Raw genomic sequence first — 19,447 nt, 5'->3', positions numbered from 1 at the left:
GCCGCTATTTGTAAAATCGAAAATTCGTATGGATTCACTTGAAAGTCAAATCAATTGGCCAACCCCAACCTTTCCACACGGCAGCTGCGTGCCTTCTTGGCACTGGCCGAGCAACGCAGCTTCACCCGCGCCGCCACCGCCTGCCATTTGTCGCAACCGGCCTTCAGCGCGCTGATACGCACGCTGGAAAACGAACTCAACACCCGGCTGTTTGACCGCGACACCCGCAGCGTGCAGTTGACGGCCGAAGGGCGTTTGTTTGAAACCTCGGCGCGTCAGCTGATCGGCGACTTCAACACCGCCGTCAAGGACCTGGGTGACCATGTCGAACGCCGCAAAGGCCGCGTGCATGTGGCAGCCCTGCCCTCGCTGGCGGCGGGCTGGCTGCCGGCGATTTTTTCCGAATTTAAAAAGACCTCGCCCGGCATCGAGTTGAAGCTCAGCGACCAGTTGTCAGACCCCTGCATCGACCTGGTGCGCAGCGGCCAGGCCGACTTTGCCCTGGCCTCCACCGGCGCCAGCCAGGCTGGCCTGAGCGCCCAACTGTTATGCACCGACAAGTTTTACCTGGTGTGCCGCAAAGACCACCCACTGGCCACTGAAAAGGTGTTGACCCTGAAGAAGCTGGCGCCCTACCCTTTTATCCACATGTCACGCAACAGCAGCGTGCGCCAGGCGCTGGATGCCGCCTTGCATCCGTTGCAAACCAACACCTTGCTTGAAGTGGATCAGTTGGCGACGGTGACAGGCATGGTGGACGCCGGCCTGGGCATCAGCGTGGTGCCGGCACTCACGCTGTTTCACTTCGAGCGCAAAAGCCTGGTCACCCGGCCTTTGACTATTGCCAACCTGACGCGCAAGATTTATGTGGTGCGCAGGCAGGAGGGCAGCTTGTCGGTGGCCGCCCAGGCTTTGCATGACTTGATTGTGCGGCGCATGAAGCGCTGACCGCATTCGCTAGCAATTCAATAGCTGTCTACGCCCATATTTATTGGGCTAGAGGCCAAAATGACGCATAAAAACCAGCCGCCCCGAGGCACTTACTGGTCAACCTTGACCTGGTAAGTGACGCTGAGCTGGGCACTGGGGGCCAGCGATCCGGTGAAGGTCCACTTCAGCGCGCCCTGCGCACCCACCGCCGGCTGCGTCGTCACCGCGCAGGCCGTGATGCCTGCCGGCAGGCTCGCAGGCAGTGGGCAGGCGGCGGAGACGAAGCCGGTGAAGGCCGCCGTCGAATCATTCACGAACAAGGTGGACAGCGCCTGTGTACCGCTGTTGGTGGCGGTCAACTTGTACTCCAGGGTATCGCCAGGCTTGGCGTTCACACTGGTGGCCGCAGGCAAGGCCTGGGTGACGTTACTCACCAGCTTGGCCAGTGACAAATCGCCAGCCTGGCCGACCGTGGTGATGTCGGTGGCGCTCAAGGTGTTGACGGCCAGCGCCGGGTTGGCGTTGGTGTAGGTGAAGGCGGCGCTCAGCGTCACGCTGTTCTGCGCACCCTGGCCGGCGCCTGCAGGCACAAACTGCTTGACGATCAGGCAAATGGTTTGCCCGGCGGTGACGGTGACGGCGGCGGTCACCGGAGGTTCACTGGACTCCAGCGTGGCGCTGCAGTTGCTGTCCTGGTAAAGCACCTGGTTCCAGACCGGGCTGGCCGGCGTGGCGGCATTGGCCAGTGTGAAGCTGACCTGGCCGCCGGTGCCGGCGCTGTAGGTATGGGCGTAAAACACGATGGTGCCAGGCTGGGTGGTCTGCGCTCCGTTGGGGGCCAGGGTATTGGGCGGCACCAGGCCGAAGTTCACGCCGCTCGGGCTTTGTCCGGCCGCGGCGGTGTAGCTGACGCTGGGGCGGGTATAACTGCCGCCGGTGCTACCGGCTGAGCCACCGGTGGCGATGTAGCCAGACGGTAGTGCCGGCGTGATGACCACGGTGCCGCTGATGGTCGCCGGTACCCACAAGATGTAGCTGCCGTCGCTGGCACTGCTGGCGCTGGCCACCGCCGTGACACCTTGCAAGGCGTGGACGGTGACGCCGACCATACCCGCTTCGCTACCAGCCTTGATACCGTTGTTGGCTGTGCCACCGCCAGCTCCGTTGTCGGCAAACACAGTACCGCTGACTTTGCTGCCGTTGTACAGGCCGAAGTTTTGCGGCGCAGGTGGCGCGGCGCCGACCATGAGCTGGATCACGCCCGTCGGGTTCTGGGTACCTAGCCAGCCGGCCGGGTAGCCTGCAGTGATGTCACTCAGGGTGTTGTTGCCGTCCACGATCAGGCAGTAACTGCCTTGCGCCACGCTGGGCAGGCTGTAAGCACCTGTGCTGACATCCACCGGGGCAAAGTCCGTGGCGGGATTGACGCACACGCCGCCTGAGAACGTCGCCAACTTGACATATATCTGCCCGCCAATGCCAACCTCGCCCGCATCCAGGCTACCGTTGTGGTTCGCGTCGCTGTACACATTGCCCGCTACCAGCCGGCCTGCCGTGGTGCTCACAGGCGCCGCGCAGCCCGCGCTCGGCAGATTGGCCGCGGTACAGGTGGTGGGGACCGGGGGCGTCGTACCGCCGGTAGGATCCACCGAGGCGTAATTCGTCACCGGTGCACTGCTGGTTGGCGTGACCGTGATGACCAGGGCGGCGTTACCACCGCCGCCGGCGATGGAGCCGCTGTAGTTACAGGTCACCAAGGTGCCGCCGGCATTGGCGGCCGTGGTGCAGGACCAGCCCGTGCCCACACCGCTGACATAAGTCAGGTTGACGGGCAACTGGTCCACCACGCGCGCGGTTGTGGTTGCGGCGGTGCCGGTGTTGGTCACTGTCAGGGTGTAGGCGCTGTTGCTGAAGACCTGCAACGCAGGGCTGGGCGCTGACTTGACGAGACCCAGGATCACGCTGGTAGGTGTGCTGGTCACCGGTGTGGCGCAACCTGCGCTTGGCGCATTGGCCGCGGTACAGGTGGTAGGGGTCGGTGGAACGGTTCCGCCTGTCGGATCCACCGCTGCATAGTTGGTCACACTGGCCGTGCTGGTCGGCGTAGCCGTGATGGTGATTGCCGCCGTGCCGCCGCCCGCAGCAATGCTGCCACTGTAGTTACACGTCACCAGCGTGCTACCCGAGGTCGAGCAGGTCCAGCCCGTGCCGGTCGCGCTCACAAACGTCATGTTGGCCGGCAACTGGTCCACCACACGCGCCGTGGTGGTCGCTGCCGTTCCGGTATTGGTCACCGTCAAGGTGTAGGCGCTGTTGCTGCCCACTTGCAAGGCAGGACTTGGCACAGACTTGACCAGACCCAGAATCACGTTGGTTGGCGCGCTGATCACAGGCGCCGCGCAGCCTGCCGTCGGCGCGTTGGCTGCGGTACAGGTGGTGGGGGTCGGTGGAACGGTTCCGCCTGTTGGATCGACCGCTGCATAGTTGGTCACGCTGGCCGTGCTGGTCGGCGTGGCCGTGATGGTGAGCACCGAGGTGCCGCCGCCCGCCGGGATGGTGCCGACAAAATTACAGGTCACCAGTCCCGCGGCGACGCTGCAACTCCAGCCGGAACCGGTGCCGCTGACATACGTCATATTGGCCGGCAACTGGTCCAGCACGCGCGCCGTTGTGGCCGCTGCCGTTCCGGTATTGGTCACGGTCAAGGTGTAGGCACTGTTGCTGCCGACCTTGAGCGCTGGGCTGGGCGCCGATTTGACCAGGCTCAAAATCACGCTGGTCGGCGTGTTGGTCACAGGGGCTGCGCAACCGGCGCTGGGCGTATTGGTCGCCGTACAGGTGCTGGCCGTTGGCGGCGTGGTGCCGCCGGTTGGGTCCACGGCGGCGCGGTTGCTCACGCTGGCTGTGCTGGTCGGGGTGGCCGTGATCACAACAGCGACCGTGCCGCCCCCGGCTGCAATGCTGCCGATGTAGTCACAGGTCACCAGCGTGCTACCGGTTGGCGTACAGGTCCAGCCCGTGCCAGTCCCACTGACATAGCTCATGTTGGCCGGCAACTGGTCCACCACACGCGCCGTTGTTGTCGCCGCCGTTCCGGTATTCGTCACCGTCAGCGTGTAGGCGCTGTTGCTGCCCACCTGCAAGGCCGGGCTGGGTGCTGACTTGAGCAGCCCCAGGATCACGCTGGTCGGCGTGCTGATCACAGGGGCCGCGCAACCGGTACTGGGTGCATTCGCTGCGGTACAGGTCGTGGGGGTCGGAGAAACCGTCCCGCCCGTCGGGTCCACCGACGCAAAGTTGGTGACCGAGGCGACGCTGGTTGGCGTGGCCGTGATGGTGAGCACCGATGTGCCGCCGCCCGCTGCAATGCTGCCGCTGTAGTTACAGGTCACCAAGGTGCTGCCGCTGGGTGTACAGGTCCAGCCCGTGCCCACGCCGCTGACATACGTCATGTTGGCCGGCAGCTGGTCCGTGATGCGGGCTGTTGTTGTCGCTGCCGTGCCGGTATTCGTCACCGTCAAGGTGTAGGCACTGTTGCTGCCCACCTTGAGCGCCGGACTGGGCATCGATTTGACCAGGCCCAGGATCACACTGGTGGGGGTATTGGTCACTGGGGCCGCACAACCGGCGCTGGGGGTGTTGGCCGCCGTACAGGTGCTGGCCGTCGGCGGCGTGGCGCCGCCTGTCGGGTCCACGGCTGCGCGGTTGATCACGCTGGCCGTGCTGGTCGGGGTGGCTGTGATGGTGATCGTTGACGTGCCTCCGCCTGCGGTAATGGCGGGACCGCTGTAGTCACAGGTCACCAGCCCAGCGGCGACACTACAGCTCCAATTGGTGCCCGCACCACTGACATAGGTTAGGTTGGCCGGCAACTGGTCCACCACGCGCGCCGTTGTTGTCGCTGCCGTTCCGGTATTGGTCACGGTCAGGGTGTAAGCGCTGTTGCTACCCACCTGAAGGGCTGGGCTTGGCGCTGACTTGACCAGCCCCAGGATCACGCTCGTGGGGGTATTGGTCACGGGTGCCGCGCAACCTGCCGCCGGCGCGTTGGCCGCGGTACAGGAGGTGGGGGTCGGTGTAGCTGTGCCGCCGGTCGGATCCACCGATGCATAGTTGGTCGCGCTGGCTGTGCTGGTCGGAGTGGCCGTAATGACAACAGCCGCCGCTCCGCCACTGGCGGCGATGGTGCCACTGTAGTTACAAGTCACCAGCGAGCCGACCACAGAACAAGTCCAGCCAGCACCCACGCCGCTGACATAGCTGAGATTGGCAGGCAACTGATCGGTGATGCGGGCTGTTGTGCTGGCGGCGGTGCCGGTATTGGTCACGGTCAGCGTGTAGGCGCTGCTGTTGCCTACCTGCAGCGCAGGACTGGGTGTTGACTTGACCAGGCCCAGGATCACGCTGGTCGGTGTGCTGGTCACGGGTGCCGCGCAACCGGCGCTGGGCGTGTTGGCTGCTGTACAGGTGCTGGCCGTTGGCGGCGTGGTGCCACCCGTCGGGTCCACGGCGGCACGGTTGATCACCTGGGCCGTGCTGGTGGGCGTGACCGTGATGACAACAGCGGCCGTGCCGCCGCTGGCAGCAATGGCGGGACCACTGTAGTTACAGGTCACCAGCCCAGCGGCAACACTACAGCTCCAATTGGTGCCAGCACCACTGACATACGTCAGGTTGGCCGGCAGTTGATCCACAACACGTGCCGTTGTTGTTGTTGCCGTTCCGGTATTGGTCACGGTCAGCGTGTAGGCACTGTTGCTGCCGACCTGCAAAGCAGGGCTGGGTGTCGACTTGACCAGGCCCAGAATCACGCTGGTCGGTGTGCTGGTGATGGGTGCCGCGCAACCAGCACTGGGCGTGTTGGCCGCCGTACAGGTGCTGGCCGTTGGCGGCGTAGCTCCGCCTGTTGGGTCCACGGCGGCGCGATTGATCACCTGGGCCGTGCTGGTCGGCGTGGCCGTGATGGTGATGGCCGCCGTGCCGCCGCCCGCAGCAATACTTCCGCTGTAGTCACAGGTCACCAGCGTGCTGCCGCTGGGCGTACATGTCCAGCCGGTGCCCGTGCCACTGACATAGGTCATATTGGCCGGCAACTGGTCCACCACACGTGCTGTTGTGGTTCCAGCGGTGCCGCTGTTGGTCACCGTCAGGGTATAGGCACTGTTGTTGCCCACCTGCAGCGCAGGGCTTGGCACTGACTTGACCAGGCCCAGAATCACGCTGGTCGGGGTATTGGTCACTGGGGCCGCACAACCTGCGCTGGGCGTGTTGGTTGCCGTACATGTGCTGGCCGTTGGCGGCGTGGTGCCGCCGGTCGGGTCCACGGCTGCGCGGTTGATCACGCTGGCCGTGCTGGTCGGCGTGGCTGTGATGGTAAGCACCGACGTGCCGCCGCCAGCGGTGATTGTGCCGACAAAATTACAGGTCACCAGTCCACCGGCAGCGCTACAGCTCCAGCCGGAGCCGGTGCCGGTGCCGCTGACATAGGTCATGTTGGCCGGCAACTGGTCCACCACACGCGCCGTCGTCGCCGTCGCAGTGCCGCTATTGGTCACTGTCAAGGTGTAGGCGCTGTTGTTGCTAACCTGCAGCGCCGGACTCGGCGCCGACTTGACCAGCCCGAGTACCACGCTATTCGTCACTGGCGCTGCGCAGCCGGCTGTAGGCGTGTTGGCCGCTGTACACGTCGTGGGTGTCGGCACGGTGGTGGTGCCATTAGAGCCCACCGCGGCATAGTTGGTGATGGCCGTCGTGGTGTTGGTCGGTGTGACGGTGATCGCGATGGTCGAACTACCAACGCCAGCTGCGATCGTGCCAACAAAGTTACAGGTCACCAGACCACCTGCGGCACTGCAGCTCCAGTTGGTGCCGATACCACTAACGTAGCTCAGGTTGGCCGGCAACTGGTCCAGCACACGTGCCGCCGACGCGGGCCCCGTGCCACTGTTGGTCACTGTCAGGGTGTACACGCTGTTGACGGCGGTTTGCAGCGCCGGGCTGGGCTGGGATTTGGTGAGGCTCAGCGCCGGGATGATCGGGGTGATGATGACGGAGCCGTTGCTGCCAGGATTGCCACTGGCCGGTGCAACCCCCGTGACTGAAGGCCCCCCTGCACCACCGGCACCACCGGTCACGCTAAAACCCGTCACCGCTGCCGTATTACATGAACCGCCGCCTGTCGCCTGTGTGGAGGTGTTGGTGCCGCTGCTGTCCGCCACGGCCCCTCCCCCGGTGCCACGGGGGCAACCAGCACCGCCGCCACCGCCGCCAGCACCATCCTCGCCATTTGCACGGCCTGTTCCTGCCTGGCCTGCAGCGCCTGGCATAGCGCCCGTGGCCGAAGCGTCGAGGCCAGCCCGACCCATCACATCCAATGCGCCGCCCTGCCCGCCGCCGCCGCCGCCGGCGATCAGCACCCGGGTATTGCCGCTCGTGGCCACCACACTGGCGGCACCACCGCCGGCACCGCCGCCAGACCAGCCACTGCCGCCGGGAGTTCCCCCAACCCCGCCCGCATACCCGGTTGTCCCTCCTGCAAGGCCACCCGCGCCAACAGAGGTGGCGCGGGTGTAGGGGTTTCCGTCCGAAGTCTTTCCAGACTGCCCGCCTTGGCCCACATAAATATTAAGTACCGTGCCAGGTGCTGCCAAATACGTGCCCGTGGCCCGGGCGCCGTCGCCGCCGGCGCCGCCCCAGCCATTGGCATCGTTTCCGCCGCTGCCGCCGCCCGCACCATTGGCCTGGATGATCACCCCGGCCGCACCAGCAGGAACGGTATAGGTTTGCACCGCGCCGGTGTAGTTGAAGGTTTGAGCTTGGGCGCTGACTTCACGAGGCAACAGAGCCAGCAGGAACAGCCCGGCCAAGGCGACGGCGATGCCCGGTTGTAGCCGCGTGCGCTGCGCAAGGCGCCCGAGAAACGTGGTGAATGGCGTCATGGTTTTCATGGTTTGCTGATCGCCGGCCCGGTGGCGCTGGCGGAAGAGCCCAACAAGTTCTCGTCAAATTTAAAGCGCAGGCGCACGTAGAGGCCGCGCTGAGTGTAGGCCTCGCCCGCGAGGTCGGGAGCACGGAAGCCCTTGATGTTGTAACCCAGGGACAGCCACATGTTCTTGAAGGCCAGGTAACCGACTTCCAGGCCGACGGCGGTTTCCGCGGCACCGCCACCCCACATGCGGTAGGCCTGCAGGCTGACATCCCAGCGTTCGCTGAGATCCCAGGTCGAACGTCCGCCCAGCAGCTGCGTGACCGAGTGGCTGTTCAGGTCGTTGGACTGGTCGCGGCCCCACTTGGCGGCATAACGCGCGCTCATGACCCAATCGCGGCGTGGCTGCACGTTGAGGTGGGTCGACAGGATCAGGCCGGTCTCGTCGCGGCGCAGGCCGGGCCCCAGGGTGCTGTCCGCGTCTTTTTTGTATTCGACACGCCCCAGTGCGTTCCACACATTGGTGTCGACCGGCCGGTAGGCCACGCCCGACTGCAACGTCAGCAGTTCACGCTGGCCGGCGCCCGCGCCGAGGTTGACCTGCTCGCTGTAAAGCCCGCGGTTGAGCAGCGTCCAGTTTTCATCGAGCTTGTTGGCCAGCGCGCCGGTCAGCAACCAACTGCGCGAGGTGGTCGAGGTCTGCCACTGAACCTGGCCCGAGGCTTTCCAGTCGGCGGCGGCCGTGTAGTCGGCGCCCAGCGTCACGGCGCTGGAGTCGGTCTGCGTGACACCGGTCAGAGGCTTGATGCGCTGAACGCTGCCGGTCAGGCCGATGCCGTTGTCCAGGCGCCAGAGCCGGCGCAGGCCGACAGCGGCCTCGCTGTTGCGGCCGTTGATGCTGTCACCCATGCGGTATTCATTGAACAGCTGGGTGCTGTCGGTGAGTTCCGTGTTGATGCCCGCCACCGTGGTGTACTGCGACGCCGCCGGATTGAGCGTGTAAGGACCCTTGAGACTGTTGATGAAATCGTGACGCCCATAAAGACGGGTCGTGGAATTAATGGCGTAGTTGCCGCCAATGCCAACCTCCTTGCCCCCTGTGCCGTCAATCGCGTATTCGACCAGGCCAAAAACATCTGCTTGCGGCACATTCGGCACAGGCACGGTGAGCTTGACACGCGCGGTGGTGGTTCCCACCTCTTCAGTCGATCCGGCAGCCAGTGCGGCCGGCGAGGGGATCACCGGCACCGAGGTCCCAGGCAGGGCCGGTGCAGACAGCGCCGCCGCCGTGTTGGCGCTGCTGTAACGCACGCCCACTTCAAGCTTGATATTGCCGCCCAGGCTGTGTTCGAGCTTCAGCTCCATGCCGGTCTGCGCCGCACCGGTGACGCTGTTGGCGGTTCGCAGGGCTTCGCCCACCAGGCGATTTTTTTCGTCGACGGCGTAACCGATCTTGGCGCCGTATTCCGACAGGCCGGCGGACTGCATGCTGTTGGGATTGACAAAACCGGCGCTGGTATTAACACCCCAGACACGCGCCTGCAGCGCCTTGTCTTCGTGCCGCAGTTCGGCGCGTTGGCCAGCGCCACTGCCCTGCAGGTCGGTGCTGCTGCGGGCCAGCTCGCCGGTCAGCACGGTCTTCTCGCCCAGGCGCGCCAGCACATTAACGCCATTCAGGCTTTGCTGGTTGAGCGGATCGGTGTCGCGCATGGTGCTGGCCCCCACCGTGATGCCTGGGGCGACTTGCACCCGGACATCGGCACCGGCCACGTCGTGCTTGGGGCCACCCATATCCACGGAATAACTCACGCGCAAAAAGATTGGGTTGAGGTCGGCGTCCACACTGGGCACCGGCGACTTGAGCAACAACTGGCCGCTGTAAGCCTCGATCTCGTAGTCGGTGAAGGGCGTGAGCGGCGTGTCTTTCACGATGACCGAGGCCTGGTTGCGGCCACGGGTGATGACATTGACCTGCTGGCTGTTGACGACGCCGTTCATATTGAGACGGAATGGCCCGGAAGTGCCGTTGGCGCGGAACTCCTGCACGACTTGCGTCGCGGACGTGCGGCTGGCAAAAGCCTCCGCCGTCAGCACGCCCTCCTGGTAGCGCCCCTTCACGCCATTGAGGGCGCGGGCATACTGGGTCAGCTGGCGCGCGGGATTGTCGCTCTGGGTCGAATAATCGCCCAGCAAGGCATAGCTGGTGCCGTTTTGCAGCATGACATACAGCCTGCCGGTCGACTGCGCGTCAAAGCCGCGTGCCGACGAATCGCCATACACCGGGTAAAACTGGTTGGGCTGGATGTCGCGGAACAGCGCCGTGTCGGAAGGTTTGTCGGAGTCGTAGGCCAGGGTCAACAGCGAGGACCCGAGAACCTTGCCTTTCAGGAAAAAAGCGGTTCGCGCGCCCGCGTCCCCTTTGCCGTTGGAAAAACTACGCGAAGTGCTCTGGATCTGGCGCTCAAACACATCGCCGCTTTGCGAAGGTTGCAAGGCCGAAGGATTCAGGCTGCGCAGGTTGATGACGCCCTCCACAATACCGGCGGCAATCATGGGCCGCAGGTTGGGCAGGAACTCGATGCTGGCGGCGGACTTGACGGTGCCGCTGATGATGTTGAGCTCGGCCTTGCCGGGCTGGGCCGGCGGCAGCAGCAGAAAGCGCCCTTCACCACCCTCGACAAAAACCTGCGTCCCGGGCTGGCGCGCATCGAGGTCGGGCGTTTGCCACTGGCCCAGGCTGGCCTGCAGGCTGACCTGGGTGCGCGCGGCCACAGGCAGGCCTTGTGCATCGCGCAGGGAAATCGTGATAGGCACGGCGGTCGTGCCGTCTGCGACCAGTTGCGGCGGCGCGCCAACGTCGATTTTTGCCAACGCGCCAGGCACCCGCAGCGTGACTTGCGCCGTGCCACGGGTTCCGCCAAAACTGTCGACCGCACGCACAACCAGCGTGTTGCGACCGGCCTGGAGGTCCACCCCGATGTACTCCCAGGCCACAACCTTGTTCTTCTCCAAGTTGCTCTTTTTGCCGACCTGCGTCGCCGGCACAGCCTGTCCATTGACCGTGAGCTCGAAACTCGCGCCCAGCGGGCCCTTGACACGAACCCGGGTCTGGGTGGAAGACATCAACTGGTCGTCCACCAGACCCACAAAGGCGGTTTCGGCCGTCAGGTCAGGCAACAGGTCTTCAAGCGGCTGGGCCGCTTGCGCCGCTTCAGCGCTGGCGGTCGGAGTGGCTGGCGCCGACGCTGGCGCGGGCTCAATACCAAGCGGCGTGTAAATCGGCTTGGGCAAGCCCCGTGCATTGGGTGCATAAGGGCCGCCGGTGTCCCCCACGGCGCCCAGCGTGCCGGCCGGGTTGGTTGCCATGCCTCCCGGCAGCGGGGCCAGGGCATTGGAGCCAGCATTGTTTTGCAATGCGCCGGGCAGTCCGAAGCCGCCGCTGGCGGGCAAGGTGCGGCCATCCACCGCAACCGCGCCGCGGTTGGCCTGCAACAAGGTGCCGGCGGCCTGGACAATTTCCGAAGGATTGCTGAGGGCCTTGCGGCGCGCGACGATCTGCTCGCGAATGCCTGGTGTGCATTCGGCGATGGCAAAGTCGGCCTTGTGCAACTCGCCGTTGGTCAGGTCCACAAAACGGCTGCCGCCGTCAAAAGCGTTGCGATTGTTCAGCACCGCCAGCGTGGCGCCCGCGGGTAAGGTGATGTTGTCGACCTTGGCAACATGGGTGCGTGGCTCCAGGCCGTAGAAGCTGTACTTGCCTTCTTCGTCCGTCACCGCATAAGTGCCGTCTTCCAGGTAAATACGCACGCCCGGAATACCCGCTTCGCCAGCGTCCTGCACGCCGTCGCGGCTGCAGTCGGCAAACACCTTGCCGATCACATAGGCCTTGTTGGAGAACACGCCGCCAACCACCTGCACGCGCACGCTGGATCGGTTGGACCGTACCGCAGCGCTGGCCGCCTGGGCGGTGTTGGTGCCATTACCACTCTGGCTGCCCACGCCGATACGCAGGCGGTAGGTCAAGGTCGGTTGCGCGCCGACAGCTATGGCACCCACCGCAAACTGCAGGCTGGGGCCCGCGCCACCGGCCGGGTCTGCCAGCGGCGCGCCGTTGAACCGCGCGCTGCCGCGCACATAGGCAAATCCGGCCGGCAGGCTGTCGTTGACCACCGTGGCCGGCAGCGGCACCGCACCAACATTGTTGAACTTGATCGCGTAGTCAACAAAATCCCCGATTTCGGCGGTCTTCTTGTTGGCCGTTTTCTGGATGAACAGGCTACCCGCGCTGCCGGGGTCCATCGGCACATCGAAATGCACCGGCAAACCGGCCACCAGAAAGTTGCCGCCGTAAGAACCCGGTGTGTCGATCAGGCGTCCGGCTGGCTGCAGCGCGGCGGGCAGCACGGATGGGGAGGTGTAACCCGCTGGCGCGGTAATCACCAGACGGTAGGTGCTGCTCAGCACCAGCGGGAACTCGTAGCGGCCGTTGGCCGCCGTCACGATGACGCTGGGCGCCGGCGTCACGCCATCGGCCTGAAACACCACTGCCGGCCCGCCGGGGCTACCGCCGTTGCCCGCACCGGTGACATCGATCAGTTGCACGGTGGCGCCGACAATCGGCTGATTGGTATTGGAGTTGTAGACCGTGCCGGACGGATCCACCAGCAGCATGGTGGTGGCCGACACCGAAATGCCGCTGCAGCTCGTGATGGTGGCGGTCACGGTATCGTTGCTCAGCACTTCCAGAATGCCGTCGCCCGCGGCCACGATATGCACGCTTGCATCCGCCGTGGGAATATGCGGCTGGATGCGAAAAATGCCGGTGTTCGGGCCGGTTTCCACGCCAGTGAAAATTTCCGCATCCCCAGTCAACTGGCTGACGACCTTAACCGGCACCGTGCCGATCAGGGCGGGGTCGGCATTACAAATGGCCGCATCGAGCTGCACAAACAGCGGGCTGCCGGGTGTGCTCTGGGTGGTCTTGGTGACATAACTGTTGTTGGTATAAAAAAGAATACTGGCCGCACGTGACGGCAACGGCAGCACCACGGTATTGCTGGGGGTGATCAAGGGCGCGCCCGCATCGTTCCAGCCCGCATAAGAGGTACCTGTCACGTTGCCGGCGGCGTTCGAATTCACATTGACCGTGAACTGCCCCTGCAACAAGCCGCCCTGCGCTAAATTGGCGATGCTCCAGGCCACGGCATCGACCGCCACGCCGGCCGGCACCACCGTGACGTAGCTATTGGCGGCACCACCCAGCAGATGAAACAGCGTCTGCGCGCCTGGGTGGGTGGCAGGTTGGGCGGACACAAAGGTGGTGTTCACAGGCACGGGAATGCGCAAGATGAAACGCGTCGCCGGTACGCCATCGACCGTGAGGCTGGTGGGGCTGGCCGCCATGTTGCCGTTGTTGATGGCCTTGGCCGTCAAGCCCAGGTCGGTGCCCGGCGTCGCCGTGGCGGAAGCCGCTGCCAGCGTCACCTGGACCGCCGCGGCGTTGGTGAGGTTGATCGTATCGGTGTTGCTGGCCGCGGCCCCCTGGGCCTGGCTGACCGCGCTCAGGGTAATTTGTGCCGTTTGGCCTGGCGTCGCACCGGCGGGAATCTGGCCGGTCACCAGCAGGCCCGCATTGGCGCCGACGGCAAGCAAGACCACGCCGCCGGCCGGAATCACGGACTCCCCGGCGTCCACCTGGCCGTTGCCGTTGGCATCCAGCACCACCTGCAGATTCAGGGGGATAAACGCACCACCGGCCACACTGGCCGTGATCAGGTAGTTGGTTGTCGCATTGCCGGTGTTGGTCAGGTTGTGGTTGATCGTGAACGGCGCACCCGTGCCAATCAGCAGGTTCTGGCTGGCGGTCAGCGTGAGCGCCTCCAGCGGCAAGACCTTGGTGTTCACGACATTGGAATTGATACGCACTGACAAGCCTGTCGCCGAGTCCACGAAGGTCGCCGTCGCCATGGCGCTGATCACCGTCCCTGCAGCGGGCGCAGCTGCCTGTGCTGCGGCCCAGAAGAGCAGCAACATGCAGGAGATCAGCAGCTTGTTCAGCAGGCGGAAAAGCATGTGGGGCAGATGGATGATTTGGTTTGCGGCAGGGCGACGCTTTCCAAAGGGCACGCAGGTGCTCTTTGAAAAGCGGGGAAGCTTTCGCTTCCCACGCCAGAAGTCAGGACGGATTAGTTGTCGACCTTCACACCGAAGGTCACGACAGCCGACTGACCGGGGGTCAGGGTGCCGATCGTTGCCGTCACAGTGCCGGCAGCGAGCGCGGCGGGTCCTGTCACGCTACCCACCGTCGTGGCCGCCACACTGTTCACCGTTGTGTAGCTAGGTGTCGAATCCGAGATGACAACGGAGGTCGCGTTGGCCGAGCCCACATTGGTCACGGTGACTTGGTACAACACGCAGCCGCCGGGCTTGGCAGCCAGGTTGCCTTGGCCAAAAGCCTGCCCCGCATCGACAGCGCCATCGCAGTTGGCATCCAATGCCTGCATCTTGACCAGGGTCAGGTTGCCTGCGATCACCGTGGTGCTGTCGGTGGCGGTTGCCACGGCGGGAACCGTCGTGACATAGCTGCCATTGCTGGTCGTCACCGTGATGGTCGTGGTGTCTACCGCGCCGGGCGTGGCGCCGCTCGGTGCAATCACCTTGTTGAACACGGTGATGGCTGCGCCGGGTGCCAGGCCAGCAGGCAGGACACCCGCGGCATGCAGGTTGCCCGTGATCTGCGGATCGGTCGCGTCGAGCACGCCGTTATTGTTGGCGTCGTAGTACAGCGCGGAAGTCCAGCCGGCCTGGGCGTTGGACGCGGCCAGGGCCATCGTGCTCACCGTGCCATTGCCTTCGAGCACGTTGCCGGTGTTGGTCAAGGTGTGGCTGTACACGTAAGAGCCGCCTGGGTAGGTCTGGCCTGCGCCGTTGGGCGTGAGGGTGATGGAGCGCACTGCAACCACGGACACGGCGTCATGCACCGTATCAGAGACACTCGACGTGGGCGACAAGGTACGGAAGTACACGCTGGTGACACCCGCCGTAGAACCCACCGGCACGCTGACCACCGCGCAAACAAAGACTGCGCCGCCTGAGGCTACGGAACCGGTGTTGGTGATGGTCGCCCCCATCGTCGAGCAGTTGTTTGAACCGCCGTCGGCACGGAAGCTCACGCTCCAGCCGGCCGGCAGGGTCACGCTGGCAAACGTGTTGACCGTGCTGGCTCCCAGGTTGTAGCTGTCCGGCGAAGGACCGGTGTTGTTGGCCACGAGGGTGAAGACTGTCGAAGCGCCCGGGTTGACCTGGTTGGATTTCTGTATCGCAGCTTCACCCGTGGGGAACACGCCCACACCGGGGCCGCCTACCGTATCGTTGGTGACATCGACGGACGCGCCGGTGATGGCGGTCAACTGGTCGTTGGCGCTAGCCGATTTGGTGGGGTCGAACACCGACGTGGCCGTCTTGGCGACGATGAATGGCGCACCCGCGCTGCCGGCGTTTGGCGGCAACGTGGCTTTCAGGATCACGTTGTAAGTGGCGCCGGCGGCCAACGGTCCCGTGTCCACGGTGCCATCACCGTTGGTATCCACCAGCGGCGTGGCGCCGTCGCTCTTGTACAGCTGGAAGGTCGTACCGGCCGGGAAATTGCCCGGGCTCAGCGTCATGTTGAAGGTGTCGCTGCCATTGCCGGTGTTGGTCACGGTGTTGGTAAAACTGACCGTCGAGCCGGGTGAGGCCGGGCCGGGTACCGTGGCGCCGGTCAGCGTCACGCTGGCGGTCTGCAGCACCGAGAAAGGAACCGTGTTGGACGAACCGGTCACCGTGGCCGCGCCGTTGTTGTAAGACGTCGTGGCGGTGTTGTTCAGCGTGCCGGGTGCACCCGCTGCCACGACGCTGAAGCTGATGGTGCCCGACTGGCCGGCCGTCACCTGGTTGAGCGTCACGAGCAGGGTCTTGGTGCCCAGGGTGTAGCCCGAGGTCAGCGTGTTGGGCGCTGTACCGCTGGGGCTGCCGCTATCGCTCAGCGCCGTCGCGCCGGTGGTGCTCCAGCGTGCGGAGTTGGCGGTATAGGTCAGTCCTGCTGGAAGAATGTCGGTGATCGCGACGGCGGTTGCCGTGCTGTTGCCGGTGTTGGTATAGGTCAGCGTATAGGTGATGGCCGTGCCCGCAGGGCCGCTGGAGATGCTGGCCGATTTGGTCAGGGTCACCACCGCATTGGTCGTCACCGTGGTCACGTCGGTATTGGACGTCGTCTTGGTGTTGTCAAAAATGCTGGTACCCGTCACCGTGATGGTGTTGGTCTGGCCGGCTGTGGCCGTGTTCGGCAAGGTGCCAACCGCGATCAGTTTGAAGGTGGCGCCAGCAGCCAGAGCACCAGTCGAGGTGATGGCCGAACCTGTGGGCGCGCCGCTGCCGTTGTCGGCGAAGAACTGGACGCTCGCCATCGAGAAGCCACCGGCGTTGCTGCTGGTCAGGTTGTAGCTGTCCGATCCGTTACCGGTGTTGGTCAGTGAGTGCGGGTAATACACCACACTGCCGGGGGTCGCATTTTGCGCGCCATTGGCCGCCAAGGTCAGACTCGCGATCTGTAGCACCGTGGTCTGCACCACGTTGGAGCTCACGGTGCGTGTGACGCCCGATGCATCCGAATAAGTGGCCGAGGCCTGGTTGCTGATTGACGTGCCGGACGGAGGCGGCGCAGCATGGGCCGCCATACCTGCCATGAGCAACGCGAAGGCGACAAACAATCCCACCATCCAGTGGGTAAAAAAGTGCGACAGCCGTAAGGGCTGCGGACTTGGGGGGTTGGCATACATGAGGCTTTTCTCCTGACTTCAAGACAACGATGGATCAACAAATAACAAACGCGAAAATCGCAGGCCCACCAGGGCCGGCGAAACTGCTCAGGGAACCCGGGCCGTGGTCACGGCTTGGCGGCGGCAGCTGATGCCGGGGGTGAATCAATACGTACCCGCAGGCTCACCACCGTGGTGCCGCCGGCCGGCAAGGAGCCGATTTCCCAACGCAGCGCGCGGTAGTCGGAAAGAGGAACGGGTTCCCGGCGTTCGCTGCCGTTGGCCTGCTTGACCGTGCGGGTCAGCGGCATGGGCGCAAAGTTGTTGCCGTCGGTCGACGCCTGAGCAGCCGCTGGGTCGGCACTGCCGGCGATCAAAGTGGTGCCCACGGGAACCGGCACGGTGGCCAGCAGCTTGCTGGCGGCGGCGCTGCCGGTGTTGCGGTAAGTGGTGCTGTATTGCAGGACATCGCCTGATTTGCCCTCGGAAGCCGGCTTGAAGACCGGCTTGCCATCCACCATGTCCACGCGTTGGGCGACCATCTGGGACGTCATGGTGGGGGTGGTTTGCGCCTGCGCGGCATGGCCAAAAATCAGGCCCACCGCAAAAATACAAAAACTCAAAATCTGTTTCATAACTCGTCCAATGGTTAAAAATCCGGGCGTTGACTTGTTACAACGGCCTCATCCCCCAAGCCCTGCCAATGACAGAACTGTTGCTACATGTAAGTCTATGTTACTTAGCGGAAAAATCAGGCGCGCGAAGGAGGAACTGCGACACAAGGCCACAGAAAAGGCGACTTTTCGTGAAATAGCTGTCAAAGATAAGGAATGGCTGCGGCCTGAGTTACGCCTTGATGGATGCCAAAACCCACCCCATCCGAGACAAATTGGCAATATGACGCACTCCGACCCAATGTATCAATTTGTAAATACAGATCGATTTAAATGCGAGTATTCACAAACTTTCTGACTGACGGGCGCGCGACACGGCCAGGAGGAACATGGGCCCGTGACGGATTTGAAGGGCAGCGGGCGGGCCAGGCAGACATGTCGGACAAAGCTTGAGCGACGGCCCCTCCGGCCGAAAAGACAAGGGAACCGGGGGACTGGGGACTGGTTTTTTTGCGCCTGGCGCCGGACTGGCCACAGGGTGGCGATGCAGAGGCCCGCAGCGACCAAGGGCCTAGGTCACGTCATCCGGCTGTGGTCGCGGGGCTATCAGGGCAGTGGATCGACCTGCCGCATGAAGCCGGGTGCCCCTGCGTAGCAACAAGTTTTGTCGGGTGTGAGCCGCGCCCGTGAAGCGGTGTTGACGCCGGCCTCGACGCCGCACAATATGTGCGGGCGAGTTCCGGCTTGCCCCAAGCCGCCACCCGTACAGTGGGGCAAGGGCGTCGACCCACCCGCTCCGTTCGGACCAAGCTTCAGGTCGCGCCGCGGGCCTCGACAGTCAGGATGTCAGCGGTCGAAAGCTGGCCGCTTGGGGTCGAACTTCCAGCCCGGGATCAGGCTTTGCATGGCCACGGCATCGTCGCGCGAACCCAGGCCGTGCTGTTTGTAGAGCTGGTGCGCTTTTTCGACCTCGACCATGTCCAGCTCGACACCCAGGCCGGGCTTTTTCGGCACTTGCACCAGACCGCCTTCAATTTTCAAAGGCTCTTTGGTCAGGCGCTGGCCGTCTTGCCAGATCCAGTGCGTGTCGATGGCCGTCACACGGCCTGGCGCGGCGGCGCCGACCTGGGTGAACATGGCCAATGACACGTCGAAGTGGTTGTTCGAATGCGAGCCCCAGGTCAAACCCCAATCACGGCAGGTCTGCGCCACACGGACGGAACCGGCCATGGTCCAGAAATGCGGATCGGCCAGTGGAATATCCACCGACTGCAGCGAAAGCGCGTGGCTCAACTGACGCCAATCGGTGGCAATCATGTTGGTGGCGGTGGGCAGACCCGTGGCACGCCGGAACTCGGCCATCACCTCGCGGCCCGAGAAACCCTCTTCGGCGCCGCAGGGGTCTTCGGCATACGCCACCACGCTGCGCATGTCGCGCATCAGGCGGATCGCATCCTTGAGCCGCCAGCCACCGTTCGGGTCCAGCGTGACGCGGGCCTCGGGAAAGCGTTCATGCAGCGCGCGCATCGCGTCGACTTCTTCCTCGCCGCGCAAGACACCGCCCTTGAGTTTGAAGTCGTTGAAACCGTAACGTTCGTGTGCGGCTTCGGCCAGGCGCACGATGGCGTCGGGCGTCATGGCTTTTTCGTGACGCAGGCGCGACCAGGCGTCTTTGGCTTCCGGCTCGCTCGCATAAGGCAAGTTGGTCTGCGCTTTGTCGCCGACAAAAAACAGATAGCCCAGCATCTCGACCGCGTCACGCTGCTGGCCTTCGCCCAGCAAGGCCGCGACCGGCACGTCCAGGTGCTGGCCCAGCAGGTCCAGCAGGGCCGACTCGATGGCCGTCACGGCGTGGATGGTGGTGCGCAAATCAAAGGTCTGCAAGCCGCGGCCACCGGCGTCACGGTCGGCAAACTGGCGCTGCACCTGCTGCAACACCTGCTGGTGTGCGCCTATGGGCTGGCCAACCACGAGGTCGCGAGCATCTTCCAGGGTCTGGCGGATTTTTTCGCCGCCCGGCACCTCACCCACGCCGGTGCGCCCGGCGTTGTCGGTGAGGATCAAGAGGTTGCGCGTAAAGAAGGGGCCATGTGCGCCGCTGAGGTTTAACAGCATGCTGTCGCGGCCGGCGACAGGAATCACACGCAGGGCGGTGATACGGGGCGTGGTGTTCATGGGCATGT

General features: G+C 64.3%; 6 protein-coding genes. 1 reads left to right on the top strand and 5 read right to left on the bottom strand.

Annotation, left to right across the window (positions count from 1 at the left end; all coding sequences use genetic code 11):
- Positions 1-54: 54 nt before the first annotated feature.
- Positions 55-948, top strand: a complete 894-nt coding sequence (locus R6254_RS19325; RefSeq protein WP_318409295.1) for a LysR family transcriptional regulator — start codon at positions 55-57, stop codon at positions 946-948.
- A gap of 92 nt (positions 949-1,040) precedes the next feature.
- Here R6254_RS19325 and R6254_RS19320 read toward each other — a convergent pair whose 3' ends face one another.
- The 5 genes from R6254_RS19320 to gudD all read right to left on the bottom strand — a co-directional run bounded on the left by R6254_RS19320 (position 1,041) and on the right by gudD (position 19,445).
- Entirely contained in the window at positions 1,041-7,868 is a 6,828-nt protein-coding gene (locus tag R6254_RS19320) for a hypothetical protein (RefSeq protein WP_318409293.1), read from the bottom strand.
- A gap of 5 nt (positions 7,869-7,873) precedes the next feature.
- Positions 7,874-13,927: an SdrD B-like domain-containing protein gene (locus R6254_RS19315; protein WP_318409292.1), complete on the bottom strand. Its 6,054-nt coding sequence runs from the start codon at positions 13,925-13,927 to the stop codon at positions 7,874-7,876.
- A 113-nt stretch (positions 13,928-14,040) separates the two neighbouring features.
- The gene (locus R6254_RS19310; protein ID WP_318409291.1) at positions 14,041-16,671 is read right to left on the bottom strand and encodes a beta strand repeat-containing protein; all 2,631 of its coding nucleotides are present in this window, start codon (positions 16,669-16,671) and stop codon (positions 14,041-14,043) included.
- A gap of 107 nt (positions 16,672-16,778) precedes the next feature.
- The gene (locus R6254_RS19305; protein WP_318409290.1) at positions 16,779-17,285 is read right to left on the bottom strand and encodes a hypothetical protein; all 507 of its coding nucleotides are present in this window, start codon (positions 17,283-17,285) and stop codon (positions 16,779-16,781) included.
- Between the two features lie 825 nt (positions 17,286-18,110).
- Complete coding sequence (gudD, locus tag R6254_RS19300) at positions 18,111-19,445, bottom strand: glucarate dehydratase (RefSeq protein ID WP_318409288.1); 1,335 nt, start codon at positions 19,443-19,445, stop codon at positions 18,111-18,113.
- Positions 19,446-19,447: the final 2 nt, after the last annotated feature.

This window comes from Polaromonas potterensis (assembly GCF_033446725.1).
Taxonomy (GTDB): domain Bacteria; phylum Pseudomonadota; class Gammaproteobacteria; order Burkholderiales; family Burkholderiaceae_C; genus Polaromonas.
Note: the sequence above shows the minus strand (reverse complement) of the source record. Positions and strands in the feature narration are given on the sequence as shown.